This is a genomic window from Leifsonia sp. GW821-FHT13C05 (genome assembly GCF_058806515.1).
This window is the reverse complement of the sequence record NZ_JBXAPT010000003.1, coordinates 36,906-60,043: the sequence shown is the minus strand read 5'-3', so window position 1 is coordinate 60,043 and position 23,138 is coordinate 36,906. Positions and strand designations below refer to the sequence as shown.

The 23,138-nt window shown below is 65.2% G+C and carries 19 protein-coding genes, 1 tRNA gene and 1 other RNA gene; 5 read left to right on the top strand and 16 right to left on the bottom strand.

Going from position 1 to position 23,138, the window contains the following annotated elements; translation table 11 throughout:
• Window positions 1–5 precede the first annotated feature (5 nt).
• The 4 genes from AC1ROC_RS10715 to ffs all read right to left on the bottom strand — a co-directional run bounded on the left by AC1ROC_RS10715 (window position 6) and on the right by ffs (window position 4,883).
• Window positions 6–1,223, bottom strand: coding sequence for an acetate/propionate family kinase (locus AC1ROC_RS10715; protein WP_085371059.1), 1,218 nt, complete (start codon window positions 1,221–1,223; stop codon window positions 6–8).
• Window positions 1,220–3,343, bottom strand: a complete 2,124-nt coding sequence (gene pta / locus AC1ROC_RS10710; RefSeq protein WP_085371060.1) for a phosphate acetyltransferase — start codon at window positions 3,341–3,343, stop codon at window positions 1,220–1,222. Before pta ends, AC1ROC_RS10715 begins: the two co-directional genes overlap by 4 nt.
• 3 nt (window positions 3,344–3,346) lie before the next feature.
• Entirely contained in the window at window positions 3,347–4,681 is a 1,335-nt protein-coding gene (locus AC1ROC_RS10705; protein ID WP_085371061.1) for a DUF1254 domain-containing protein, read from the bottom strand.
• 105 nt (window positions 4,682–4,786) lie between these two features.
• Window positions 4,787–4,883: signal recognition particle sRNA small type (gene ffs / locus AC1ROC_RS10700), an RNA gene on the bottom strand.
• Between the two features lie 104 nt (window positions 4,884–4,987).
• On the opposite strand from ffs, the gene AC1ROC_RS10695 reads away from it, so the two are divergent.
• Window positions 4,988–5,075 (top strand) — tRNA-Ser (locus AC1ROC_RS10695).
• Between the two features lie 68 nt (window positions 5,076–5,143).
• Here AC1ROC_RS10695 and AC1ROC_RS10690 read toward each other — a convergent pair.
• Window positions 5,144–6,331 (bottom strand): site-specific integrase, encoded by a 1,188-nt coding sequence (locus AC1ROC_RS10690; protein ID WP_168688781.1) that lies wholly within the window; start codon window positions 6,329–6,331, stop codon window positions 5,144–5,146.
• 164 nt (window positions 6,332–6,495) lie between these two features.
• Window positions 6,496–7,434, bottom strand: coding sequence for a toll/interleukin-1 receptor domain-containing protein (locus AC1ROC_RS10685; RefSeq protein ID WP_168688780.1), 939 nt, complete (start codon window positions 7,432–7,434; stop codon window positions 6,496–6,498).
• Between the two features lie 393 nt (window positions 7,435–7,827).
• Between AC1ROC_RS10685 and AC1ROC_RS10680 the strand changes: the two genes are divergently transcribed.
• Entirely contained in the window at window positions 7,828–8,502 is a 675-nt protein-coding gene (locus AC1ROC_RS10680; protein WP_168688779.1) for a hypothetical protein, read from the top strand.
• Between the two features lie 277 nt (window positions 8,503–8,779).
• On the opposite strand, the gene AC1ROC_RS10675 is transcribed toward AC1ROC_RS10680, so the two are convergent.
• A complete protein-coding gene (locus AC1ROC_RS10675) occupies window positions 8,780–9,487 on the bottom strand; it encodes a hypothetical protein (RefSeq protein ID WP_493000064.1) in 708 nt (235 codons plus the stop codon).
• A gap of 269 nt (window positions 9,488–9,756) precedes the next feature.
• On the opposite strand from AC1ROC_RS10675, the gene AC1ROC_RS10670 reads away from it, so the two are divergent.
• A complete protein-coding gene (locus AC1ROC_RS10670; RefSeq protein WP_493000062.1) occupies window positions 9,757–10,743 on the top strand; it encodes a hypothetical protein in 987 nt (328 codons plus the stop codon).
• Window positions 10,744–11,744: 1,001 nt separating this feature from the next.
• Here the strand turns inward: AC1ROC_RS10670 and AC1ROC_RS10665 are convergent.
• The gene (locus AC1ROC_RS10665; protein ID WP_085369554.1) at window positions 11,745–12,812 is read right to left on the bottom strand and encodes a sodium:calcium antiporter; all 1,068 of its coding nucleotides are present in this window, start codon (window positions 12,810–12,812) and stop codon (window positions 11,745–11,747) included.
• A gap of 216 nt (window positions 12,813–13,028) precedes the next feature.
• Between AC1ROC_RS10665 and AC1ROC_RS10660 the strand changes: the two genes are divergently transcribed.
• A complete protein-coding gene (locus AC1ROC_RS10660) occupies window positions 13,029–14,879 on the top strand; it encodes a glycoside hydrolase family 15 protein (protein ID WP_256921978.1) in 1,851 nt (616 codons plus the stop codon).
• Here the strand turns inward: AC1ROC_RS10660 and AC1ROC_RS10655 are convergent.
• The 3 genes from AC1ROC_RS10655 to AC1ROC_RS10645 are packed head-to-tail and all read right to left on the bottom strand — an operon-like array spanning window position 14,821 to window position 16,723.
• Complete coding sequence (locus AC1ROC_RS10655) at window positions 14,821–15,384, bottom strand: DUF488 domain-containing protein (RefSeq protein ID WP_247597300.1); 564 nt, start codon at window positions 15,382–15,384, stop codon at window positions 14,821–14,823. The genes AC1ROC_RS10660 and AC1ROC_RS10655 overlap by 59 nt on opposite strands.
• A complete protein-coding gene (locus tag AC1ROC_RS10650; RefSeq protein ID WP_085369556.1) occupies window positions 15,381–16,082 on the bottom strand; it encodes a flavin reductase family protein in 702 nt (233 codons plus the stop codon). The genes AC1ROC_RS10655 and AC1ROC_RS10650 overlap by 4 nt, the downstream gene beginning before the upstream one ends.
• The gene (locus AC1ROC_RS10645; RefSeq protein WP_085369557.1) at window positions 16,079–16,723 is read right to left on the bottom strand and encodes a carbonic anhydrase; all 645 of its coding nucleotides are present in this window, start codon (window positions 16,721–16,723) and stop codon (window positions 16,079–16,081) included. Before AC1ROC_RS10645 ends, AC1ROC_RS10650 begins: the two co-directional genes overlap by 4 nt.
• 147 nt (window positions 16,724–16,870) lie before the next feature.
• Between AC1ROC_RS10645 and AC1ROC_RS10640 the strand changes: the two genes are divergently transcribed.
• Entirely contained in the window at window positions 16,871–17,353 is a 483-nt protein-coding gene (locus tag AC1ROC_RS10640) for a MarR family winged helix-turn-helix transcriptional regulator (RefSeq protein ID WP_085369558.1), read from the top strand.
• On the opposite strand, the gene AC1ROC_RS10635 is transcribed toward AC1ROC_RS10640, so the two are convergent.
• Genes AC1ROC_RS10635 through AC1ROC_RS10615 form a run of 5 tightly spaced genes read right to left on the bottom strand, consistent with a single transcriptional unit; the run spans window position 17,313 to window position 23,089 of the window.
• Window positions 17,313–18,506, bottom strand: a complete 1,194-nt coding sequence (locus AC1ROC_RS10635; RefSeq protein WP_168688774.1) for an enolase C-terminal domain-like protein — start codon at window positions 18,504–18,506, stop codon at window positions 17,313–17,315. The genes AC1ROC_RS10640 and AC1ROC_RS10635 overlap by 41 nt on opposite strands.
• Window positions 18,507–20,342: a thiamine pyrophosphate-requiring protein gene (locus tag AC1ROC_RS10630; protein WP_168688773.1), complete on the bottom strand. Its 1,836-nt coding sequence runs from the start codon at window positions 20,340–20,342 to the stop codon at window positions 18,507–18,509.
• On the bottom strand, window positions 20,339–21,991 hold the full coding sequence (locus AC1ROC_RS10625) for a GMC family oxidoreductase (protein ID WP_085369561.1): 1,653 nt from the start codon (window positions 21,989–21,991) through the stop codon (window positions 20,339–20,341). Before AC1ROC_RS10625 ends, AC1ROC_RS10630 begins: the two co-directional genes overlap by 4 nt.
• Window positions 21,981–22,625, bottom strand: a complete 645-nt coding sequence (locus AC1ROC_RS10620) for a gluconate 2-dehydrogenase subunit 3 family protein (RefSeq protein ID WP_168688772.1) — start codon at window positions 22,623–22,625, stop codon at window positions 21,981–21,983. Before AC1ROC_RS10620 ends, AC1ROC_RS10625 begins: the two co-directional genes overlap by 11 nt.
• On the bottom strand, window positions 22,622–23,089 hold the full coding sequence (locus AC1ROC_RS10615) for a hypothetical protein (RefSeq protein WP_168688771.1): 468 nt from the start codon (window positions 23,087–23,089) through the stop codon (window positions 22,622–22,624). Before AC1ROC_RS10615 ends, AC1ROC_RS10620 begins: the two co-directional genes overlap by 4 nt.
• Between the last annotated feature and the right edge of the window lie 49 nt (window positions 23,090–23,138).

Genomic DNA, 23,138 nt, shown 5'->3' with positions numbered 1-23,138 from the left:
GCCGGTCACCCGGCGGCGGAGGCCCCCGTCGCGCTCTGCCCGATCGCTTGCACGGTCTGGCGGGCGATCTCCAGCTCTTCGTCCGTCGGCACGACCAGCACGGTCACCGGAGAGCCGTCCGCCGAGATGACCCGCGCTTCCGACGACGGGCTGGCGTTGCGCTCTGGATCGAGCACGATGCCCAGCCCCTCGAGCCCGGCCAGCGCATCCGCCCGGAGCGCTGCGTCGTTCTCGCCGATGCCCGCGGTGAAGGTCAGGACGTCGAGCCCGCCGAGCAGTGCGGTGTACGCGCCGATGTAGTGCTTCAGCCGGTGCACGGTCGTCGCGAGGGCGAGCTGCGCCGCCTCGTCTCCGTCGTTCGCCGCGCGCCGCACATCCCGCATGTCGCCGGTGCCGGACAGCCCGAGCAGACCGCTCTTGCGGTTCAGCAGCTCGTCGAGGCCGTCGATGTCGAGGTTCGCCCTCCTGGCCAGATGGATGAGGACGGCCGGGTCGAGGTCGCCGGAGCGGGTGCCCATCACCAGCCCTTCCAGCGGCGTGAGTCCCATCGACGTGTCGACCGAGCGTCCGCCGTCGATCGCGCAGGCGGACGCCCCGTTGCCGAGGTGCAGGACGATCTGCTTCAGGTCGGCCAGCGGACGCCCGAGGAACTCCGCGGCGGCCTCCGACACGTATTTGTGGGAGGTGCCGTGGAAGCCGTACCGGCGAACACGGTGCCGCTCGGCGAGCGCGGCGTCGATGGCGTACGTGTACGCCTCCGGCGGCAGCGTCTGGTGGAAGGCGGTGTCGAAGACGGCAACGTGCGGCACATCCGGGAACGCCTTCTCCGCAGCGCGGATGCCCTGCAGGTTGGCCGGGTTGTGCAGCGGGGCGAGGTCGGCGAGGTCTTCGATGTTGATCTCGACCAGCGGCGTGACGATGGTCGGCTCGAAGAACCGCTTCCCGCCGTGCACCACGCGGTGGCCGACCGCGACAGGTGGATGTTCGGCGAGGCTCGGGCCGTCGGCCTCGAACGCGTCGATCATCGCCTGGAACCCGGCGGTGTGATCCGGGATCTCCAGGCTCCGCTCGCTCGTCCCGTTCGGGCCGCGATGGATGGTGTGGCCGGACCGTTCGCCGATCCGCTCCACCAGCCCGCTCGCGAGAGGACGCTCGGTGTCGAGGTCGATCAGCTGGTACTTGAACGACGACGAGCCGCTGTTGACGACGAGGACGGCGCTCATGAGAGACCTGCCTGGATCGCGGTGATGGCGACGGTGTTGACGATGTCGTCGACGAGCGCGCCGCGGGAGAGGTCGTTGATCGGCTTCCTGAGTCCCTGCAGCACCGGCCCGATCGCCACGGCGCCCGCGCTCCGCTGCACCGCCTTGTAGGTGTTGTTGCCCGTGTTGAGGTCCGGGAAGATGAACACGGTCGCCCGTCCCGCCACGGCCGAGCCCGGCAGTTTCGCCGCGCCGACCGCCGCATCGGCGGCCGCGTCGTACTGGATGGGGCCGTCCACGGCGAGCTCGGGAGCCCGCTCGTGCACGAGCGCCGTTGCGGCGCGCACCTTGTCGACGTCGGCGCCGGACCCGGACTCCCCGGTCGAGTACGACAGCATCGCCACGCGCGGCTCGATGCCGAACTGCTCCGCCGTCTCCGCGGACGAGATCGCGATGTCCGCCAGCTGCTCGGCCGTCGGATCCGGGATCACCGCGCAGTCGCCGTAGACGAGCACCCGGTCGGCGAGCGCCATCAGGAAGACGCTCGACACCACGGACACCTCCGGGCGGGTCTTGATGATCTCGAACGCCGGGCGGATCGTGTGCGCCGTCGTGTGCGCCGCCCCGGACACCATCCCGTCCGCGAGGCCGAGGTGCACCATCATCGTGCCGAAGTACGACGGATCGGTGACCGTGTCAGAGGCCTGTTCGACGGTGATGCCCTTGTGCGCCCTGAGCCGCGCGTACTCCGTGGCGAACCGCAGGCGAAGCACGTCGTCGAACGGGCTGAGCACTTCCGCACCGGAGATGTCGACACCGAGCTCGATCGACCTCGCGCGCACCTCGAACGGCTCCCCGAGGATGGTGAGACGTGCGACCCCGCGGGCGAGCAGCGTCGCCGCAGCGCGCAGGATGCGGTCGTCCTCGCCCTCCGGAAGCACGATGTGCTTGTCCGCCGCCCTCGCGCGCTCCAGCAGGTCGTACTCGAACATGAGCGGGGTGACCACATCCCGTGGGCTGACGTCGAGCCGCTTGAGCAGGGCGTCCGCGTCGACGTGACGCTCGAACAGCGCCTGCGCGGTGTCGTACTTGCGCTGCGAGTCCGCGGCGAGCCTGCCGCGGGCGTGCGTGATGCGCACGACCGTGTCGTAGGTGCCGAGGTCGGTCTCCACGATCGGCAGCGGAGAGCGCAGGCCGGCCAGCAGCCGCTCGATCGGCTCCGGCAGCTCGAACCCACCGTTGAGGACGATGCCGGCGATGGACGGGAACGTGCCGGATGCGTTCGCCATCAGCACCGCGAGCAGCACCTCAGTCCGGTCGGCGGGCACGACTACCACCGCACCCTCGATCAGGCGAGGGAGCACGTTGTTCATCGACATCCCGGCCACGACGACGCCGAGCGCCTCGCGCGCGAGCAGCGACTCGTCGCCCGCGATGAGGGTGGATCCGGTCGCCTCCATGATCGAGCGCATGCTCGGGGCGACGAGGAACGGGTCCTCCGGGATCGCCCAGACCGGGGCCGTATCGCCGTTCGGCGTCTCACCGACGGCCGACTGCACGGCGTGGACGACCGCGTCGAGGTCGTCCGGGTCTGCGCGGTTGGCGATGACGCCGAGGAGCGCGACGTGCTCGTCCCTCAGCTCGGCGACCGCCAGTTCGGTGAGCTGCTTGAGGTCTTCCGCGGTGCGCGGCTCCGCCTGGCCGAGCCGCTCGCCCAGCCCCTGTCCGATGCGCCCGCCGAGGACCAGCAGCACGGGAGCGCCCAGGTTGGCGGCGATGCGCGCGTTGTAGCGCAGCTCGGTCGGGCTGCCGACGTCGGTGTAGTCGGAGCCCAGGATGACGACCGTGTCGCAGCGGGACTCGACCGCCCGGAACCGGCGGACGATCTCGGAGAGAGCGGCATCCGCATCCAGGTGCACATCGTCGTACGTGACGCCGATGGCCTCCTCGTAGTCGATGTCGGCCGTCTCCCGCTGCAGCAGCAGTTCGAGCACGTAGTCGCGCTCGGAGGTCGAGCGCGCGATCGGACGGAAGACGCCCACCCTGCCGACGGCACGGCGGAGCGCTTCGAGCACGCCGAGGGCGACGGTGGACTTGCCGGTGTGACCTTCGGCGGAGGTGATGTAGAGGGAACGCGCCACGACTCAGTCGACCCGCTCGATCGCCGGGACCTCGTATCCGCCGTCGAGCAGGATCTGCTCCGGCGCGTAGAGGCGCATGATGGGCCGGAACGCGCCCTGCGGCGTCGGCAGCCAGTTGGCGGCTGCCGTCGGGTCGGTGGGTCTGGTCGTGCTCATGGTGATGGTCAAGCCTCCGTCGTCGTCGTACACGATCCCTCGCGTCCTGTCCCCGATCGAATACCGCGCCGCCTCGTTCTCGACGAGGTAGAAGTTCGGGAGGTCGTACATGGTGATGGACCAGAACGCGCGCACCGGCGGCGTCGGATGCAGGCGCAGGGTGTACGTGTGCTCTCCGGTGAGCGCATCCCCTGCTGCATCGAGATAGGTGAAGAAGTACGCGGCCTCGTAGCCGTGGTTGCCCCAGAGCCCGCCGAGCGCTGCTGCGGCCCGCGTCGCATACCTGGTCTTCGCATCCGTGTGCTTCCAGGCAGGATCGTCGAGCGCCCCGACCTCGAAGAAGTCGATGTTGTAGTCGAAGATGTGCAGGTTGACCTGCCAGTTGTTGACGACGGGACCGTCGCCGGTCCGCACAGCCATCTCGAGGGCCTGCTTGCCGGCGGCGTACCCGGCCTCCAACGCCTGGCGCACCTCCTCCGGCGCTTCGGCCAGCGTGTACGCACTGGTCAGCCCGAGCACGCTGTACGAATCCAGAGCCGCCCTGTCGCGCTCGGCGGGCGGGAAGGCGATGGCCCAGGTCCGGAACCGCTCGAAGAAGTCGAGCGCCTCGCCCAGACCGCCGGCGACGACCGGCATGCCCTGCGGAGGCGTGAGCGACTTCCGGATGGGCGTCAGCGCGAGCGAGTTCTGCAACTCCTCGACGGCCGCCAGGTCTTCCTCGCCGTCGCAGGCCCACCGGCCGACGATCGTGGCGATGCGGGTCGGGAAGCGGATGACGGTGACACCGTCGCCCTCCGGGCCGCCCTCCCACTCCGGCGGCACGAGCAGGAAGTCGCCCCGGCCGTTGCCGGTCGCCCTGGTGCCGACGTATGCGAAGTTGTTGGTCCACGCATCCACGAACTGCAGCACGTAGTAGCGGTCGCCCGCATCCGGAACGCTCAGCAGGATCGGCCCGACACTCAGATCGACGGGGGCGATCGAGTAGACGGTGTCGTTGTTGATGGAGACGAAGGTGTCACGCGGATCCGCCAGCGAACGCGCGTGACTGAACGAGTTGAACGACGCTGGGGGAAGCGATCCGATCCCCGTGGTCGTGAGGCGGAGGATCTGCTCCCCGTTGAAGACCAGCGGAAAACCGAAGACATACGCTTCGGACGCCAACTCGCTCAATGGCCCGGTCATCCAGCACCTCACTCAATCGGCGGATCTCGACCGCTCTTCTACAGAGTGTAGAAGAGCGCCTGTGCTCTGCTCAACTGTACGCGGAACAACCTGACCGACGGCAAAGAAAAAGACCCCTCACGCACCCGCCAGAGCCCGGTTACCCTTGCTGCGTTTCCGCCCTGGGGGAGTTGGCCTGGATGGCGCCACGTGAGGAGCCGGGAACCAGTGTAGCGGGTCAGACTGAGAGGTGTTGGCACCGAGCACCCCCGCGGACCCGGTAGGATACTTCGTGGCCGTTGCTCCTTCGGGAGTGACACCGCCTCAGGAGAATTCGCCTAGTGGCCTATGGCGCACGCTTGGAAAGCGTGTTGGGTGCAAGCCCTCGGGGGTTCGAATCCCCCATTCTCCGCCATTTCTCCAAGTGATTGAAGGCCCCGAGATCCGCGTGATTACGCGGAAGTCGGGGCCTTTGCCCTTTCCTCACTCGGCCGATTCGGCTCTCCGTGCCCACACTTTGCCCACATTTTTCTGATGACCCCCCTCATTCAGGCGCATCGCGACCTCATCGAGGTCGTCGTCGAAGAGGTCGGCGTAGGTGTCGAGGGTCATCGCAGCCGACTTGTGCCCGAGCATCCGCTGGACGGCTTTGACATTGGCCCCCGAGCTGACCGCCAGGCTTGCGGCCGTGTGTCGGAGGTCGTGCGGCGTGAGCCGCTCGAGGCCGGCTCCGGCGAGCGCGGTCAGGAACCAGGACCGCTTGTTCTTGCTGGCGCTCGGGCGGCGGAGGAAGCCGCCGAACCGATCGGCGAACACCAGATCATCAAGGCCCTTCCCGGCACAGAGACGAGTAAGCGGTTCCTTCAGGAAGTCCGGAAACGGGACGGATCGTCGCTCCCACGACTTGGGAACGCCCTCGACCACGTTGCCGTCGACCTCGGTGGCGGTGTGGTTAATCTCCAATCGGCGCCGCCTCATGGAGACGTCTCGGACGCGAAGTCCGGTGGCTTCGGCCCAGCGGAGTCCACAGTAGGCGAGAACCATCAGGAGCGTCGCCTGCATGTCAGTTTCAGCCGCTTCGGCGAAAAGAATGACCTCCTCGTGACTCAGGTATCTGCGCGCCTTGCTTGAGTGCTTGCGTGGCACACCATCGGCCCCGCGGGCAACGTTCTTGGGGATACGGCCGTCCTTCAGCGCTACATCGAGGATGCCGGCCAGAACCCCGAGCGCGCGCAATACGACCGTCGCCGAACGCGGCCTTGACGCGTCGGCGGTCCATGCTGCGCGTGGGTTCGAGGCGGCCGACCCCTCTCCCAGCTCACGGATCCATTGCGCAACGGCACTCGGCCGAATTGCACCGACAGCCGTGGTAGCCCACCGCGGCTGGACGTATACGCGCCACGACGTCTCGATGGAATGGAAGCTCGAGGGCTTCATCGCCTGACGCTTGTTTGCGAGCCAGGCTGAAGCCAGCTCGCCGACCGTCACCCTCGATGCCTGCGGGTCTACGAACGAGCCGGCTGCCTTGGACACTTCCACATTCGCCAAATAGAGCTCTGCGTCGCGCTTGGTCCGAAAGCCGCGCTTGTCCGTTTGGCGATGTTCTGGTGTGCGATATCTGACGCGCCAACGACGACCAGCGCTTGTCTCGTATGGAGTAACCGTTCCCATGACGACCTCCTCACGTACACGTTCCGGAGTTCGCCTTGGATCGGCGCGCACGCTCGCGGAAGAGCTCTCAGCGGGAGAAATCTTCAAAGAATTGCATTGACGGGTGGCCACCGGTACCGATCACAAGCGCGCCCCGTACCGCCCGAGGCTGACCGCCTGTAGCGTCATTCCGGCTCCGCCAGAACCACAAACTTGAACGAAAGACGCGGAACTCTGTCTGGCGAAGTTTCACGAATGGTCACGCGTTTGACTTCCAACGCGGCCACTCGACCCGACGTGTTGATCAAAATCACCGCATCTCCCACGCGAGCATGCCTACTGCGCGACGAAAAGTCGTATGCGGCGATCGGCCCAACTTCGGACAGCGGTGTCTCCGGCGCGATCGCAATCGAATGAATATCTGCGGGATCGCTATAGAAATACGCCGACCCGGACCCTGCGCCCGACGTGGCGACAGTGAATTGTTGAGCTCCAGTGCCGATCGTGAAGCGGCCGTTGTTGTTTTCGTACGGAAACTCGATCTCGCCAACAAGCGCATCGGTGCGGTACTCGAGCGGATCGTGGCCGATTTGGATTGCAGCCAACGTTTCGCTTGCCTCTGCAAACGGATTCGGTCCTAGAGGCGGTCTGGAAACGATTCGTCGACCGTAAAGCTCGTGGATCAGCTCTACGTATTTCGACTCGAACGCTTGATCCTCGCGAAAGTCCACGTACCTGCTCCCGCTTAGAAAGGTCGGCACCGGGGGCTCAACAGCTGCGTTTCGAATGACGGGAACAATGCGATTCGAAATGGGATCAGTCATCATCGCTGCGGTCATGATCTTCTTCTCGTACCCGGCACCGTTTCGACCCGCATTTGCCTTTCGGATGTACTCGTCCGAGCTGATTAGAAGGACTCGGTCCGAATCACGGAGGCCAGACTCCATGAAGTGCGGAAGGTCATCGCCCGCCGCCACATCCCAACGGTCGTAGATGACATCTACGCCATTAGCCATAAGGCGTGTGCAGAGCTGCAAGACCCACGTGTCAATTGCTGGCTCGGAGGCGTAAGAGACGAACACCCGCGGGTGGTAGTCGGGTGAACTCGCGCGCAGATCAGTCATAGTTGCATCTTGCCCGAAGCGAGCGGCAAGTCATGCTGCGCCTCACTGCGGCCGGATCACCCCTTAACGCGCCATCTAGCATCGAGACATGGCGCCCGATCATCGCCGTATTTGCGGGTGTAGATCAGGGAGGTCTACGACTTCCAGTCGGCTGCGCCCCCGCAGCCGCCGGTTTTGGTCGAATCACTCCGAGGAACGCGAGCACCAAGTCAGTGTTCGAAGTCGGGCATGTCTCGACTTCGTTTCACTACGGGTCGGTGTAACGAGTGACCAGGATCACGGAAGTCCGGGTCGCGTCGAAGTGTGTTCGCGAGTAGTTGCCCACGGCGGCATAGCGGGCGGTCGTATAACGAGGCTGCGCGATGGGACTCGAACCCACGAGCTGCGCGCAAGATGCTTACAGCGCCAAAGGACGGCCGCATCCAGTTACCGCTCGCAGCTCACTACCCCGTCCTCCGAACAGCGATCGAGTCGGCCTCTCTCGGCGTCTGGGCCGTCGCACCCGAGGAGCGTCGTGAGCGTGTCAAGCGGGTACTTCAGGTCAGAATTTCTGACCTGAAAGAAGATGGCAGGCTTGTCCGCGTCTTCACGAATGCTGAAACCCCCGACGGGAAGGCGGAGACGATCGCAAAGCAGCGAAAACTGCGGGCCTTTGTGCGCGCCGAGATACCGAAGAAACACTCGGTTCGCGAAGTGGGTGAGGCGCCCGGCATCGCGTTCGACGAGATTTCGTCCGGTCACCCTGGCTTCGGCCCCATCCTTAGCGACATCGGCCCGACCTTGGGCCCTGGAGCAAGCGCCGCGCGGGGCGCTTGGGGGTTTCTCAGCGGTCTAAGCCACTCATCATTCAGGAGGATGCTCTATGCGAGCGACGTCGAAAAGATCGCATCCGACGGCGACAACCGTGCCTGGCTGACGACGAAACCTTCGGTGACTGCAATGGCACTCGATGCTGCGATGCTCGCCCGGGTCACGCATTTGAACCTCATCGCCAACCGGAGCGGGAACGAGGAATTCCGAAGGGAAAAGTTACCGATCCGCAGGACCGGATGGTCCTTTACTTCCTAGCCACGAGTACGCGCGACTCGCATGGGCACAAAAGGCTCGATCATGTTCGCGGGCGCGAGCCTCCAGGGTGTGACCATTGAGCGCGTCGCTGCCGTCGACGTTGGTCTCAGCACGGAGCAGATCGCGGAATGCAATGTCATTTCCGATATAGGCGAACTCCCTCGACCCCGGCGTTGGATGGCTGATTGACGTCGCATCACACGATCCAACAAACGAGCGAGATTCTCAATGGCTCGCAAGGGACTTGCGCGATGATGAAGCGCCAAACATCCCGAATTCACCACCCGCACGACTGCAGAATCTGAGCGCCGACACGGACCTCCGTGCGGATTTGCACGGCCTCGCCCGGCGCCGATGTCAACGAGAGCCGGATCGTCGCGACGCCCTTGTCGTCAGGGTAGGAGTCCTCGGTGGCCAGCACGCGACCGTCGGACGTCGCGACCGTGGTCGCCTTCGCGGCGTCAGGCAGCTGCGCGACGCTCCCGGTCACCGAGACAGTCGAGGCGTCCGAGGCACTCCGCTCGATCTCGGCGCTGCAGGTGATCGCGCTGGCGCCCTGCGTCGAAGTCGGCGTCGGCGTCGGCGTCGGCGTCGGCGTAGCAGCATGGGAGGCCACCGCGGGAGCCGGCGACCCGAAGACATGGGCGCTCTGTTGGGTGCAGAGCAGAAAGAGCAGGACGCCCGCGGCGGCACCCAACGCGAGCGCGAAGACAGGCGCCCGGCGCGTGCCTGCCTCGCGTGCGATCGCCCAGACGATCCACGCCCCGACCGCCGCGATCGCACCGGCACCGAAGCCGGGGCCCCAGATGGCGACCCCGAACGCGAGCAGCGCCGTCAGTACGGGAGGCAACACCCACAGCCACTTGCCGAGCGGAGGGGCCTTCTCGGGAGGAGCCGCAGTCTCGGCCACCACGCCTGATGCCGGCGCGGCAGCTTCACTCAGTGACGACTGTTCGCCCTCGGAGGGAGCGTTCTCTCCCGTCATGCGAGCATCCTCGCAGGCGGCCCATCGTTCGGAGAGGTGACACACCGGGGCATTCACTTGAAATACTGCGCGGAGTAGGCTACGCGCAGGGTGGATCGGAGGAAGCCATGGGCAACAATAGTGCTCCGCACACCCCGCCCGGTCAGGGGCCGCTGCGGGAAGGGCTTGGAGGCGCCGTGTGCCCGCTCTGCGGGAAGCCGATCGTGAATGTCCGTAAGTCGAGGCAGTGTTGCGTCGCTGGGCACTGGACCGACCGCTCCTAGGCAGAAATGGCTGACCTCACCTCCGATCCAAGCCTCGGGACGACATCGACCATCGGCAGGTATTTCGGCGTCGTCTCGACCGTCCCCTCGCTGATCGGTACCACGTGGTTGTATCTGCTCTTCGTGCTCCGTCCCTGGCAATCGCCCCTCGACTGGTCCGCGCTCGCCACGAACAACCCGATCGCCCAACCCCTTCAGGGCCTGGCGCTCATCGCGGTGGCGATCACGATCGCCGTCGTCACGCACCCGATCCAGTTCATCATCACCCAGGCCATGGAAGGGTACTGGGGATCGAGTCACGTCGGCCTGGCGCTCGCATACAGACGAGCTCTGACGCAGGCAAGGCGCCGTGAGACGTCAGTGGCGCTTCAGGAGCAGGCGCTCGCGGCGATCCCTCCGACAGATCGACGCGGCCACCCGTGGTCAACCCTGATGCGAGCCCTCACGTTCACTGCGAGCACAACGGTCATCGGCTCCTATCCGGCCAACCCAGACCACATCCTCCCGACCCGCCTGGGCAATGTACTTCGCCGCTACGAGACGCGCGGCGGCAAGGCGATCGATCTGCCCATTCTGGACTGGGCCACGTACATCGGTATGGTCGCCGATCCTGGCCACACCGCCTATGTCCAAGACCAGCGGCAGGAGATGGACTTGGCTGTGCGGATGACAGCGGTCAGCCTTTTCTGCGCCACGGTCTCGACAATTGCCCTCTGGCCGCACGGCCTCTGGCTTCTGCTCGCCGTGCTGCCATTCGCGGCGGCGTGGATCTCCTATCGCGGCGCCTTGTCCGCCGCGCACGCATACGGTCAAGCATTCGAGGCGTGGCTCTACCTCAACAGATTCAAACTCTACGAGCAGCTCCACCTCCCAGCCCCGCGGAATTCCTATGAGGAACGGAGGCTGAATGAGGTGCTGGACATGCTGGTGCAGGGCGACGACGCGTACGAGGCCCGTTACCGCCGTCCCTCAAACGACAAGCCCACCGGCTGAGTACCGGGCCACGCGGACGGTGGCGCCATTGCGGAGGAGGGCGTGGGATTCGAACTCTAGCGCGGTCCCAGCTCACCTCAGACACCTAGCGGACATCCGCGGAATATCGGGCAGGTGAGACGTTCCTCGCTATCACGCGATGCTCCTCTGTTTCACCCGAGTGTTGTCAAAATGTTGTCACGAACGCTGATCCGTGAGCTGCCAACGGCGAACGCACTCAAATGGTGGTGCAACACGCGCATGGGGCTCACGAGTCTCACTCCCCTGCCGATGAATCACATTCATCCAGCAGTCGTGCCTCAGACGCCGACGCTATGGTGGAAGGAACTAGTTCCGGCACGGGCTCAAGGACCTCGCGCCAGCGCCCGCGACATCAGTTCCGCTCTCGCCGACCCGTTCGAGAACTGGAGCCATTTCCGCACGCGAATCTGACGCCGCTTTCGTCCATGCCTCCCGCCCTTCCGCAACGGTCAAACCAGGAACGACGGTTGTCCGGTGAGATGGTTCTAAGCGGTCGGCCGACGTCTACACCTCGCGAGAAGCCACGAAGGGAGCCGGGATTAGGGCGACGTTGCCTTCATCGCCTAGTCGCCGGCCTGTATAGCGTCGACACCGCAGCACGAACCGTCTAGGCCCGTAGTTACGACGGGGAGACCGGCGCAATCGGGGCACGCTCGCAGCACCGAGCTCGACCTGCGACCGTCCACGACCTGCGCCGCGCAGCAGCCAGCGTCGACGTGAGCGCGGGAGCCGACGTCGGCCACCGGATCGACGTCTCTTGTTTGGCGCGGCGCGTGGGATTCGACGTCGAGGGCGGAGGCGCCGCCGCCTTCCGTGGATGCGGCGCGGCGCAGGTCGTGGATTGCGCCCCTGGACCATCTTCGCAATCGCGGAACAACGCGCGAAGTGGATCGAGGGGATGCGGGGCCAGGGTCTCCGGCAGCGGCCGTCGACCACAGCCTCGGCATCGAGAGCAGCGATGAACGGTACTCGATCGGACATCAGCTGATCGTGATGGCAACGAGGCCACCGATTCCGATGATGTAAAGCAATAGGACGATGAGGGAATCGAGACCCATCCCGGCGACATGTCTGCGGGGCCGGAACACCAGTCCGATCGCATAGACGACGGTCAGGAGCGCCGCGAGCGCTGTCAGGTAGATGTCGCTCGAGTGGGCTTGCGGAAGAACCGCTTTGCCACTGATGAGCGAGGCGACGAGAAAGAGGACGGGCAGGAACGCGTTCCCGCCGAAGATGTCGCTGATGGCGAGGTTGTCGTCGCCCTGTTTTACGGCTTGCAAACCCGTGGAGATCTCGGGAAGGCTCGTGGCCAGCGCGAGCCAAGTCGCCCCGAACAGCACACCAGAGAGACCGATTCTGCTCGCGGCTGCATCGCCGGCCTGTTCGAGCGCGACTCCGGCGATAAGGGTTGCGACGGCCGACACGCCGAAGATCACGGCCGCGCGTGCCGTGCTCATCTGTGTCGAGTTCTTCCTCGTTCGAGTGCGGTGTCCGCTCGGATGCGGCGTGGTCGTGTCCGGCGCGGCGCCGTTTTGGTGCCATGGCAGGCCCTTCCCTGCCCGGTGCACGAGGAACAGTCCGATGACCCAGATCGCCGCGATCAACAACACGTCAGGTGTGACGCGAGCAAAGAGCAGGCCGGGCGGAAGCTGACTACCCGCGATGACAACAGCGAGGACGGCGATCACTACGACCGCTTCCAGAACGAGGCCGAGCGAAGCCGCGCGATAGGTGATCGGTTTCACGTCTTTACCGCGCTTGCCGAAGGTGTCGAGGACGACGATCACCACCGTCTGGATCGCGATGCCGCCGAGGATGTTCCCCACCGCGACATCGATCGAGCCGGAGAGCGCGGCGCTGACCGTGATCGCGATTTCCGGAAGGTTCGTAGCGACCGCCAGCACGATCAAGCCACCGAGCGCGTCTCCGAGATGCAGCCGGGTGTCCAGTACGTCGGTGGTCTTGGACAGCTGAATCCCGGCGACCCAGATCACTGCTGCTCCACCGACGAAGATCAGGACAAGGAGCCACAGCGGAAGAGCTCCCATGCCTGCACCGTCCTCTCTGGCGCGCGAACCTATGCGCGCGTCTCACTCGTCGAGCATACCCGCGTAAGGGCAACTATTGCATTTGCGCAAGTATGTGGTTGCATGGATCGCAGTTCTGACGAAAGGTGTCGCAATGGATATGTACGAGAACTCCGCGGTAGTCCCCGGCGGCATCCTCCGTGGCGTCGCACGCGTCACGCATGGCAGTGCCGACCGGTGAATGGATCACGTATCGAGGACCACGCGATTATCGGCGACCTCCACACCGCCGCGCTGGTGGCCGCTGACGGCTCGATCGATTGGCTCTGCCTGCCGCGTTTCGACTCTCCGGCGTGTTTCGCAGCCCTGCTGGATGAGGAATCTGCTGGACGCTGGATCGTGACACCCGCTGGCTCATCTCGCTGCACGCGCCGTAGCTACCGCGGCGATACGCTCATTCTCGACACAGAATGGGAGACCAGCGATGGTCATGTGAGAGTAACCGATTTCATGCCCCTCCGAGGCGAGAGCGCTGAATTGGTGCGGATCGTCGAAGGCCTCTCCGGCTCCGTGCCGATGCAGCTGGAACTCGTACTGCGCTTCGACTACGGCCATGTGGTTCCTTGGGTGACGCGCACCGACCGGGGAATCCTCGCCGTCGCAGGACCTGACTCCGTCCAGATCACCTCCGACATTCCGCTCACCGGTCGCGATATGCGCACGGCAGCAGAATTCACCGTGAGCGCCGGCGACCGAGTACGCTTCTCGCTTACGTGGACTCCTAGCCACCTGCCTCGACCTCAACCCGCCGACCCTGACGCTGCGCTCGCAGCGACCGAGGGGTATTGGAGAACGTGGAGCGCGCAGAGCACCGCCTCCGGACCGAACAGAGACGCTATCCAACGGTCCCTCATCACCCTGAAAGCGCTCACGTATGCACCCACCGGCGGTATCGTCGCCGCGGCGACCACGTCATTGCCAGAACAACTCGGTGGGCCACGCAACTGGGACTACCGATTCTGCTGGTTGCGCGACGCCACATTCACTCTTCAGGCGCTGCTCACCGCCGGATACACGGACGAAGCCCGCTCCTGGCGAGATTGGCTTCTCCGGGCAGTTGCCGGGGACCCTGCGGAGTTGCAGATCATGTACGGGCTGGATGGTCGCCGCCGATTCCCGGAGGAGAGACTGGACTGGCTGACCGGTTTCGCCGATTCGGCGCCAGTACGCATCGGAAATGCGGCCGCCGATCAGTTCCAACTCGATGTCTGGGGAGAGGTACTGGGCGGCCTCGCGCTTGCTCGAACGTCGATCGGCGCCGACGAAAAGGACGCATGGGACCTTCAATGCGCGCTCCTCGAACACGTGGCGGGTACCTGGCGCGACCCGGACAACGGTCTGTGGGAGATGCGCGGTCCGCGGCAGCACTTCACATACTCGAAGGTCATGAGCTGGGTGGCCGCCGACAGGATGATCCACGGCGCCCGCCGATTCGATCTGCCTGGCCCTGTTCGACAGTGGGAGCAGATGCGAGCCGAGATTCGGCGTGACATTCTCGAGCACGGTTTCGACCGATCACGCAACACGTTCGTGCAGGCATACGGAAGCAATGAACTCGATGCATCCCTGTTACTCATCCCGCGGGTCGGGTTCCTGCCGGGCGACGACCCTCGGGTGGTCGGAACGATCGACGCTATTCGGAAAGACCTGACCGAGGACGGACTCGTCCTGCGATACCGCCCCGAACAAAGCGACGATGGGCTGCCCGGCACGGAGGGCGTCTTCATCGCGTGCTCATTCTGGCTTGTCGACGCTTTGAACGGCGCCGGTCGTTCTGCCGAGGCGGCCAAACTCTTCGGTCGTCTCCTCGAGCTTCGCAACGACGTCGGGCTATTGAGCGAGGAGTGGGACCCGCACTCGCACCGTCAACTGGGCAACACGCCGCAGGCGTACAGTCACACCGCTCTCGTGCGGAGCGCGTTCCATCTGTTGGCCGGCGGTGCGAGCACCACAGAGGATCGCATTCCCATCAACCGCGATGATGGGCGCGTTGGTCAGGCTGATCCGCGTCATCGCCGGGGTATGTGATCCGTTCCCCGTCGACGCGAGCGAAGGAGGTGAGCCCGTGCGGTTTCGCATTGGTTCTGGAGAAGATGTCGATGATGTCGAAGCGGCGGATGAGCAGCGCATCCGCGATCAGTGAGCGGTGACACCGCCAAGGAACCGCCTCGGCGCACATTATCGCGACGACTGTGTCGGCGGCGATGGAGATGAGTTCGTCCAGGCCTGCCGAGAAGGCAGGCGATTGCATGTAGTCGGCGTACGCCCGGAACGATGCGTTGCGCCACCCGCCGTTCAGGTCCGTGCGATTGCCATGGCGGAGACCACCGAGTTTCTCAATGAGATGGTATCCGAGGTCGGTCGCGGCGAGCTCCTGGGGCAGCACGCTGATTCCGTACTGTGGGTTGTGTCGCGATTTCGGGATGCTCCGCACATCAACGATCGTCTCCACGCCGTGCGCTCTCACCATCCCCACGAAATCCAGAAGCGGGTGCGTGGAGTGGCCGATCGTGAAGATCCGGGTGCCGCTCACTGCGCTCCCCCAGGCGTCGTCGCGGCTTCCGGGCCGTCCGACTCGACCGTGTCCACCTCGCCCGACCCGCGCGCCCCGAGCGACGCTCCGAGCTGAAAGTACTGCCGAAAGCTGAAGATGATCGGATTCCACTGCTGCGGGTCGATCCGATCGGTGCCGTCGACGAGAAGGCGCGGGTCGGCGTGAACGCGCACGACCTCCGCCTCGACGATGACGTAGCCGGGTTCGATACCGGTGGTCAGCCGCCGGGCCCGCGCTTCGAGCTGGAGAGCGCATTCGGCAACGCGCGGTGGCACGACGAGGTCCGAGGCTTCTGGATGCAGGCCGGCGAGAGCGAACTTGTCGCGCACATACCGGTAGCGGTCCGCTTTCGCATCGGGGACGACGTTGCGCCCTGTGACCTCAGCCAGCACCTCCACGGCAGACCAGAGTTCCGGTGATGCGAAATTGACGGTAAGGTCTGCGCGGCGCGTCAGGTTCTCGATCGTCTGACCGTCGCTCTCGATCCCGAGGACCATCATCTGACCGAGTGCCCAATAGGAGGATGCGGGCGCGAGATTGAACGTGCCCTCATCGTTCTCGGTCGCGACGAGGAATACGGGCGTACCCGTGTACAGCACCTTCGGTCGCACGGCCACATGCGTCACGCCGTTCGCCGGAGACAAGCGCTCCTCGGCCAGAGGCCGGACGGCCTTCATGCCGCTCCGTGGTTCCGTGGCGCGTCGACGTCCAGCAGTCCGACGACCCGATCGGGCGCAACTGCGCCTTCGGCGAGCTTGTAATTGGCGCCGACCACGGCGAGCTCGCCTGCGCCCACAGCAGCCTGGATCACGGTGGAACGTTCGATGATCTCGGTGACGGTGTCGCGGAGGTGCTCTCGTCCGACCTCGGCGGGATCGATGTCGACGGTCGACGCGGCGACCCTGCGCACAGCGCTGCCGATCGGAGCAATCAGCGTCCTGATGTGGTCAGGCAGAAGCGGCGGGTGAGCGGACTGGGCGTCGATAGCCGCAGCGACCGCTCCGCAGGAGTCGTGACCGAGGACGACGACGAGAGGGACGTGCAGGACTGCGACCGCGTATTCCAGCGAACCGAGAACCGATTCGGAGACGACCTGTCCTGCGTTGCGGATCACGAACGCGTCGCCGAGCCCGAGGTCGAAGATGATCTCTGCGGCGAGACGTGAATCCGAACACCCGAAGATCGCGACAATCGGCGCCTGCGATGCCGACAGGTGCGCACGCCGGTCGACGTCCTGATGCGGATGCAGTGGCGTACCGGCCACGAATCGGGCGTTGCCGACAAGCAGTTCTCGAAGGACGGTTGCAGATTGGGTCACAGTCTCTCCTCGGCGGGACGATTGGAAACAATTCGGCCTGAGCGGTGGCGGATCTCCCCTGGGTCCCGTGCACCCGAGCCTCTTCCACAGTAGCGCCAGAACGCGCAAGGTTTGCGTGTCCGCAACGATTGGAGCAATACTTAAAGCATGACGAGTTCGAGACCGGCGGCTATACGCGCCGTAGACGCAGCGCTGTCGGCAGCGAATGTCATGATGCGCGTTGCCGCGCGATCCGTCTTCGAGGTCGAGGACCGGGTCACGACGCCGCAGCTTCGCGTGCTGATGATGATCGCCGCAACGGGCCCGCAGAACCTCGGCGCCGTCGCATCCGAGTTGGGTGTCCATCCTTCGAATGCGACGCGAGCGTGCGAGAAATTGGTGCAAGCCGGATACATCACTCGCTCAGACCACCCGAGCGATCGCCGCTACATCCGGCTCGAATTGACCGACGCCGGCTCTGATCTGGTGAACCACGTTCTGGATCAGCGCCGCACTGCCATGACCCAGGTGCTGGAGAGCCTTCCAGATGAGGAACAGAAGCGAGTGGCCGCCGCGTTCGAAGTCTTCGCCAGTGCGGCGGGCGGCGAGCCTATCCACGACGGCCGTTTCGCCTTTTCGCTGCAATCGTAGGCGACGAGCGCCGGCCCTCTTCGTCGAGGGTCATGACCAGCTGGTCGACGAGATAAGGCTCGCTGTCTGACCTGCGCAGGGTGAGACCGTGGCCCGGCGAACTCGCGTCGGGTACGAGGTCTCCATCGGTCAACGCCGGACGCCCGTCGAAGAAGAGCGATTCGATGTGCGCGTGATCGTGAAAATACTCGACATGCACGACATTGGAGAGGGCAGCGCCGAGGGTTGCGTGAATGGACGGCGCCGTGTGCGCGCTGATCGGGACACCAGCGGCTTGCGCGATGGCAGCTGCTCGGGTGAATCCCGTGATTCCGCCGCACCGGGTTGCGTCGGCCTGGATCGTGTCGACGGCGCCGGCGTTGAGCATGCGAAGGAAGTAGGCCGGGGTGTACCCGTACTCCCCCGCAGCGATCTGCATTCCCGCGGGACCTCGGTCGCGGAGAAAACGGAGTCCCGCCAGATCGTCGCTGGACACGGGTTCTTCGAACCAGGTGACGTCCTGCTCGTGGAATCGTTCCGAGAACCCGAGCGCTTGTTTGCGATCGTATGCGCCGTTCGCGTCGACGAACAGGGCGACTCGCGTTCCGATCGCTGCCCGCGCCGCGGCCACGCGTTGCACATCGTCGGCCGGGGACGATCCGACCTTCATCTTCACGGCGCGAAAGCCGTCATCTGCCCAGGCGCTGAACTGCCCGTGAAGCTGAGCGGCAGAGTAACTGGTGAATCCGCCGCTTCCGTACGCCATGACCTTCGATCTGGCACGACCGAGGAGGCGGACCAGAGCGGTGTCGAGTCGCTTGGCTCGGAGGTCATGGATCGCGATGTCGACGGCGGAGATCGCGCTTGCGCACACTCCTTCCCAGCCGAGGTTGCGCATGGTTTCAGCCATCGACCAGAACGTCGATTCGATGTCCATCCTGTTCGAACCGAGCACGATCGGTGCGAGCTGATCTCGAACGACGCGGACCGCCGCCGAGGACGTGTATGCGTACCCCAGGCCGACCAACCCGTCCGACGCCGCCTCGACGACGAGCACGCCGGTCGAGTCCCACACGGCGGTGCCGTCCGATTCCTGTTGGGGGACGCCAGCCGTCGTCGTCGGCACGGTGTACGCGCTGACCGTGAGCTGGTCGATCCAGTCGGCCGAGCGCATCTATTCGCTCTTCTCGTCAGTTGTGTCACCGAGGTGCAGTCGGTCTTTGACACGCTCGACCCCTTCGGCGAACAGTGCCGCTGCGGAGTCGCGGATCACCGCCATATCGCTCGGGTCGCCTTTCAGCAACGCTGTCGCGGTATTCTTCGCGTATTCGGCAGTGATGTGCGGGGGCAGAGGTGGCACGTTCTTGCTGGTGTGTGCGTCGATGAGCGTCACACCCCGGTGGGCGAACGCGTCGTCCCAGGCTGCAACGACCTGGTCGTCATCGGTGACCGTGATGCTGCGGAATCCGAGCAGTTCCGCCCAGCCGGCGTAGTCGACGCTCTCGACCACCTGGGCGGTGTTCCACACGGGGTTCGCGTCTTCAGTCCGCATTTCCCAGGACACCTGGGTGAGGTCGTTGTTGTGCAGGACAAGGACGATTAGTTGCGGGTTGTCCCACCGGTCAATGTACTTCTTCACCGTGATGAGCTCGTTCATGCCGAGCATCTGGAACGCACCGTCACCGATGGTGCAGATGACAGTCCTGTCCGAGTATGCGAACTTTGCAGCGACCGCGTACGGCATCGCGGCGAGCATCGTCGCGAGCCGACCGGAGAGGTCGCCGAGCATCCCGCGACGCAGCCGGATGTGGTGTCCGTACCAGTCGGCTGTTGTCCCGGCGTCGGCGGTGACGATGGCCTGCGGCGGCAGGCGTTTGTTGAGCTCGTGATACACACGTCGCGGGTTCACACCGTCGTCATAGTGCAACAGCGCCTGCGCTTCCATCTCCGACTCCCACTCGACCATCTCGTCGGCGACCTTCTGTTGCCAGTCGAGGTCGGTCGTTTCGTCAAGGAGCGGGATGAGCTCTGCCAGCGTGGCCTTCACGTCACCCCAGAGGTTCAGCTCGGTGGGATAGCGCAAACCCAGCTGTTCAGGCTTGAGATCGACCTGAATGGCCCGCGCCTGCCCGGTAGCGGGCAGGAATTGACCGTACGGGTAGTCGGTGCCGAGCATCACCAGCGTGTCGCAGTCCTTGATCTGGTGCAGGCTGGGCAGCGACCCGAGCAGTCCGAGCTGCTGTGAGTGATAGGGAATCTCGGCCGGGATCACCTGCTTGCCGCGTAGAGCCGTGATGATTCCGGCGCCGGAGAGCCGTGCCGCTTCGAGGACCTCGTCGGTCGCCCCATTGGCGCCGTGCCCGACAAGGAAGGTGACTTTACGCCCGGCGTTGATGATCGCGGCCGCCTTCACGAGTTCGCTGCGCGGCGGGACGACAGAGGTGGACGGGGCGACAGCGCTCGACCGTGACACCCACATCTCAGGCGAGGGAGGCGTCATCTTCATCCCTTGAACGTCGTGAGGCAAGATGACGACCGCGGCTTGCAGACGCACCCGGGCGGTGCGGAACGCGGTGTCGATCACGGCCTGCGCCTGTTCGGGCGAGACGATGGTCTGCACGTAGCAGGCGACATCGGCGAACACCCGTTCGAGGTTGTTCTCCTGCTGATTGAAGGTTCCGAGGGAGTTCAAGCCCTGCTGGCCGACGATCGCGACGACGGGCTGGTTGTCCATCCTCGCGTCGTAGAGGCCGTTGATCAGGTGGAACGCTCCCGGGCTCGAGGTCGCGGTGCACACGCCGGTTTCGCCGGTGAATTTGGCGTGCGCTGTCGCCATCAGTGCGCAGACCTCTTCGTGGGTGGGTCGGATGTATTCGACGCCGACACCGTCCCGTTCGGCCTTCCCGAGTGCACCGTCGAACTCGCCGATGCCGTCGCCGGGGAACCCGAACACCCGAGTGACTCCCCACGCTTTGATACGCTCGATCACAAACTCGCTGACCGTTGTCATGTGATTCCTCTTTCGATTCTGTTCGGGTGTTTCAGCAGTCGGTCGGCTGCGCGGGCGGCGATCGCCATGATGGTCAGGGCCGGATTGGCGCTGCCCTGGGTCGGTAGGACACTGCCGTCGGTGATGAGCAGGTTGGGAACGGCGAAGCTGCGGCAGTCAGCGTCCACCACGCCGTCTTCCTCACGCGCGGCCATTCTGGCCCCGCCGACGAGGTGTGCGTAGCGTTGGATGGTGATGGTCTCGCGGGCGCCGGCTGCGGTGAGGATTCGCTCCATCACCTTTTGCGCCGCATGGGCCAGCGCTCGGTCGTTGTCGCATTGGGTGTAGGAGAAGTGGGCGATCGGCAGCCCGTACCGGTCCTTCTCCGCGCTGAGGGTGACCCGGTTATCGGGTTGGGGCAGGAACTCGCAGAGCGCTCCGAAGCAGGCCCAGTGCACGTAGTCGGACATGTAGTTGCGCAGGTCCGCTCCCCAGCGGCCTTCTGCCATGACGTGTTCCGCCCAGGTGATCGGTAGCGGGGAGACGGTCTGGATGGAGAAGCCGCGCTTGTACGGTTTGGTCGGGTCGGTTTCGTAGAACTGTTCGGTGCTGACTTCCGGTGGCGGTCCTTTCCACATTCGGATCTCTGCGTCGAATCGTCCGGCGGTTTGCGGTGCGCCCTGCACCATCAGGAAGCGGCCGACCTGGTCGAAGTCGTTGCAGAGCCCATTCGGGAAGCGGGCGGAGGTCGAGTTCAGCAGCAGGCGGGGTGTCTCGATGGAGTATCCGGCGATCGCGACCATTCGTGCGTGCTGGAACCGTGGCCGGCCGTCTTTCACGTAGTGCACGCCGTTTGCTAGCCCGGTGCGCTGGTCGATGCCGATGGAGGTCACCATGCTGTCCGCGCGTACTTCTGCGCCGTGCGCGAGCGCGTCCGGGATGTGGGTGATCAGCGGTGACGCCTTCGCGTTGACCTTGCAGCCCTGCAGGCAGAAGCCGCGGTAGATGCAGTGCGGCCGGTTGCCGAACCGGCCGTTCGCGATCGCGACCGGTCCTACCTTCGCCGTGATCCCGCACGCCAGGGCACCGCGTTGGAACACCTCCCCGTTCCCGGAGACGGGATGCGGGCGGTGCGGGTACGAGTGCGGGTCGCCCCACGGCCAGTCCTCCCCCGCCACCGGCAGTTCGCCCTCGATGGCGGAGTAATAGGGACGGAGGTCGTCGTAAGCGATCGGCCAGTCAGCGCCGACACCATCCGCCGTCCGGGTGTGGAAGTCACTGGGGTGGAACCGGGGGGTGTATCCGGCGTAGTGCACCATCGACCCGCCGACTCCGCGGCCGGAGTTGTTGGATCCGAGCGGGACGGGGTCGCCGCCGCCGATCTGGCGTGGTTCTGTCCAATAAAGCTGATGGGAGCCGGCTTCGTCGCTCACCCAGTCGGTTTCGGGGTTCCAGAACGGGCCGGCGTCCAAGGCGACGACCGTCCAGCCGGATCGCGCAGCCCGTTGCAGGAGCGTCGATCCGCCTGCACCACACCCGACGATGACCAGGTCCACGTCGTCGTTGTCGTCGAAGCGGCGCATGTCGTCGCGGAGGCGGTGTTCTGGCGCGGCGCCGTTCGGCGTGAGCAGCCATGCGGACTCGTTGCGTTCCCGCACCTTATCGGGCATCGGATGTCCTGGTGGGGTCGTCGTCGGGGTTCGCGTCGGCGACTTCGAACGGTTCACGCCGGTCGATGCCGAGGTTCTTGTAGCCGCGCGGGTAGGCGGGGCCGGCGAAGCCGATCTCGTTCCACGCCGACGGGTGTGAATAGAACGCGGTGCACGCGTACCGGGTCCACAACCCCCACACGGCCGACGCTGGCATGCCATGCCAGTCGGCGGATCCGAGGCGCTGAATGTCGGCTAGTAGTGCATGCTGGTCGTTCCAGGTGCAGTCAGCAAACACGGCACCATACGTGGCGTTCGCGTCGTCGTCGAGGGCGGCCAACGAACGCCGCCAGGCGTCCGGGTCGGCCGGCATCGAGTCGTAGTGCCACCCGTCGGTCTCCTTCTCCGCCAGCCGGGAGTCCACCATCCGGGTGACGGGCACCCGGGGTTCATCGCGCTGATCGAGGAGCTGGTCGAAGAGTGCGGTGGCGCACGCTTCCTCGACGACGTCGAAGAATCGCATCTGCGGCAGCAGCCCGAGCCGTGACTCGACGACGGCCTCGGTGGCCGCATCCCAGTGCTCACGTTGGCTGAGGACATCGAAGCCGGGGAAACGGTCGCCGCCGTTGCTTGGCGAGAGCGGCAGGGTTGTCATTTCTCGCGCCTCAGGATCGCGGCGAGCAGTCCCATCCCGCCGACCATCGTCACCAACAGAGGCGCCAGGAGCGGGGGGCCCATTTCGAGGTTGTAGCGCAGGTTTTGCCACCCGCCAGGTTTCTGGGCGACGCCGCGGGCGTGCAGGTAGGTGCCCTGGAGCCCATTCGCGATGATCGTCGCCGACGCTACGGGCAAGACGGTTTTCGCCATTCGATGACTGAGCAGGCCAGCGATGCCGGCTGCCGCGCCGACCGGTCCGAGGACCACCGGCACCCACATCCATTTGTTGCCGAAACTGGCCTTGTCGTGCTCGAAGAAGATCTCGCCCGCGGTGACGAGCGCACCGACGGCTGTCAGCGTGGACAGGGATCGTTCGAAGCGTCCGGTTTCCACGTTCTTCACCATGCGATCGATGCCGCGCACCGCTGTGCGTGCGGATTTTCTGCTGGCACGAAGTGTCATCGGTGGCCTTTCGTCGGACGGGCGTCGGAAGTGGACCTCGTTGTCACTG

What these genes read in the sequence shown, in the direction of transcription:
- AC1ROC_RS10640 (WP_085369558.1), top strand. Translation starts at nt 16,871, where the DNA reads ATGACGAGTTCGAGACCGGCGGCTATACGCGCCGTAGACGCAGCGCTG.
- AC1ROC_RS10705 (WP_085371061.1), bottom strand. Translation starts at nt 4,681, where the DNA reads ATGACCGGGCCATTGAGCGAGTTGGCGTCCGAAGCGTATGTCTTCGGT.
- AC1ROC_RS10620 (WP_168688772.1), bottom strand. Translation starts at nt 22,625, where the DNA reads ATGACAACCCTGCCGCTCTCGCCAAGCAACGGCGGCGACCGTTTCCCC.
- AC1ROC_RS10615 (WP_168688771.1), bottom strand. Translation starts at nt 23,089, where the DNA reads ATGACACTTCGTGCCAGCAGAAAATCCGCACGCACAGCGGTGCGCGGC.
- AC1ROC_RS10675 (WP_493000064.1), bottom strand. Translation starts at nt 9,487, where the DNA reads ATGACGGGAGAGAACGCTCCCTCCGAGGGCGAACAGTCGTCACTGAGT.
- AC1ROC_RS10630 (WP_168688773.1), bottom strand. Translation starts at nt 20,342, where the DNA reads ATGACAACGGTCAGCGAGTTTGTGATCGAGCGTATCAAAGCGTGGGGA.
- AC1ROC_RS10680 (WP_168688779.1), top strand. Translation starts at nt 7,828, where the DNA reads ATGCTTACAGCGCCAAAGGACGGCCGCATCCAGTTACCGCTCGCAGCT.
- AC1ROC_RS10650 (WP_085369556.1), bottom strand. Translation starts at nt 16,082, where the DNA reads ATGAAGGCCGTCCGGCCTCTGGCCGAGGAGCGCTTGTCTCCGGCGAAC.
- AC1ROC_RS10625 (WP_085369561.1), bottom strand. Translation starts at nt 21,991, where the DNA reads ATGCCCGATAAGGTGCGGGAACGCAACGAGTCCGCATGGCTGCTCACG.
- AC1ROC_RS10670 (WP_493000062.1), top strand. Translation starts at nt 9,757, where the DNA reads ATGGCTGACCTCACCTCCGATCCAAGCCTCGGGACGACATCGACCATC.
- AC1ROC_RS10690 (WP_168688781.1), bottom strand. Translation starts at nt 6,331, where the DNA reads ATGGGAACGGTTACTCCATACGAGACAAGCGCTGGTCGTCGTTGGCGC.
- AC1ROC_RS10715 (WP_085371059.1), bottom strand. Translation starts at nt 1,223, where the DNA reads ATGAGCGCCGTCCTCGTCGTCAACAGCGGCTCGTCGTCGTTCAAGTAC.
- AC1ROC_RS10635 (WP_168688774.1), bottom strand. Translation starts at nt 18,506, where the DNA reads ATGCGCTCGGCCGACTGGATCGACCAGCTCACGGTCAGCGCGTACACC.
- AC1ROC_RS10685 (WP_168688780.1), bottom strand. Translation starts at nt 7,434, where the DNA reads ATGACTGATCTGCGCGCGAGTTCACCCGACTACCACCCGCGGGTGTTC.
- AC1ROC_RS10665 (WP_085369554.1), bottom strand. Translation starts at nt 12,812, where the DNA reads ATGGGAGCTCTTCCGCTGTGGCTCCTTGTCCTGATCTTCGTCGGTGGA.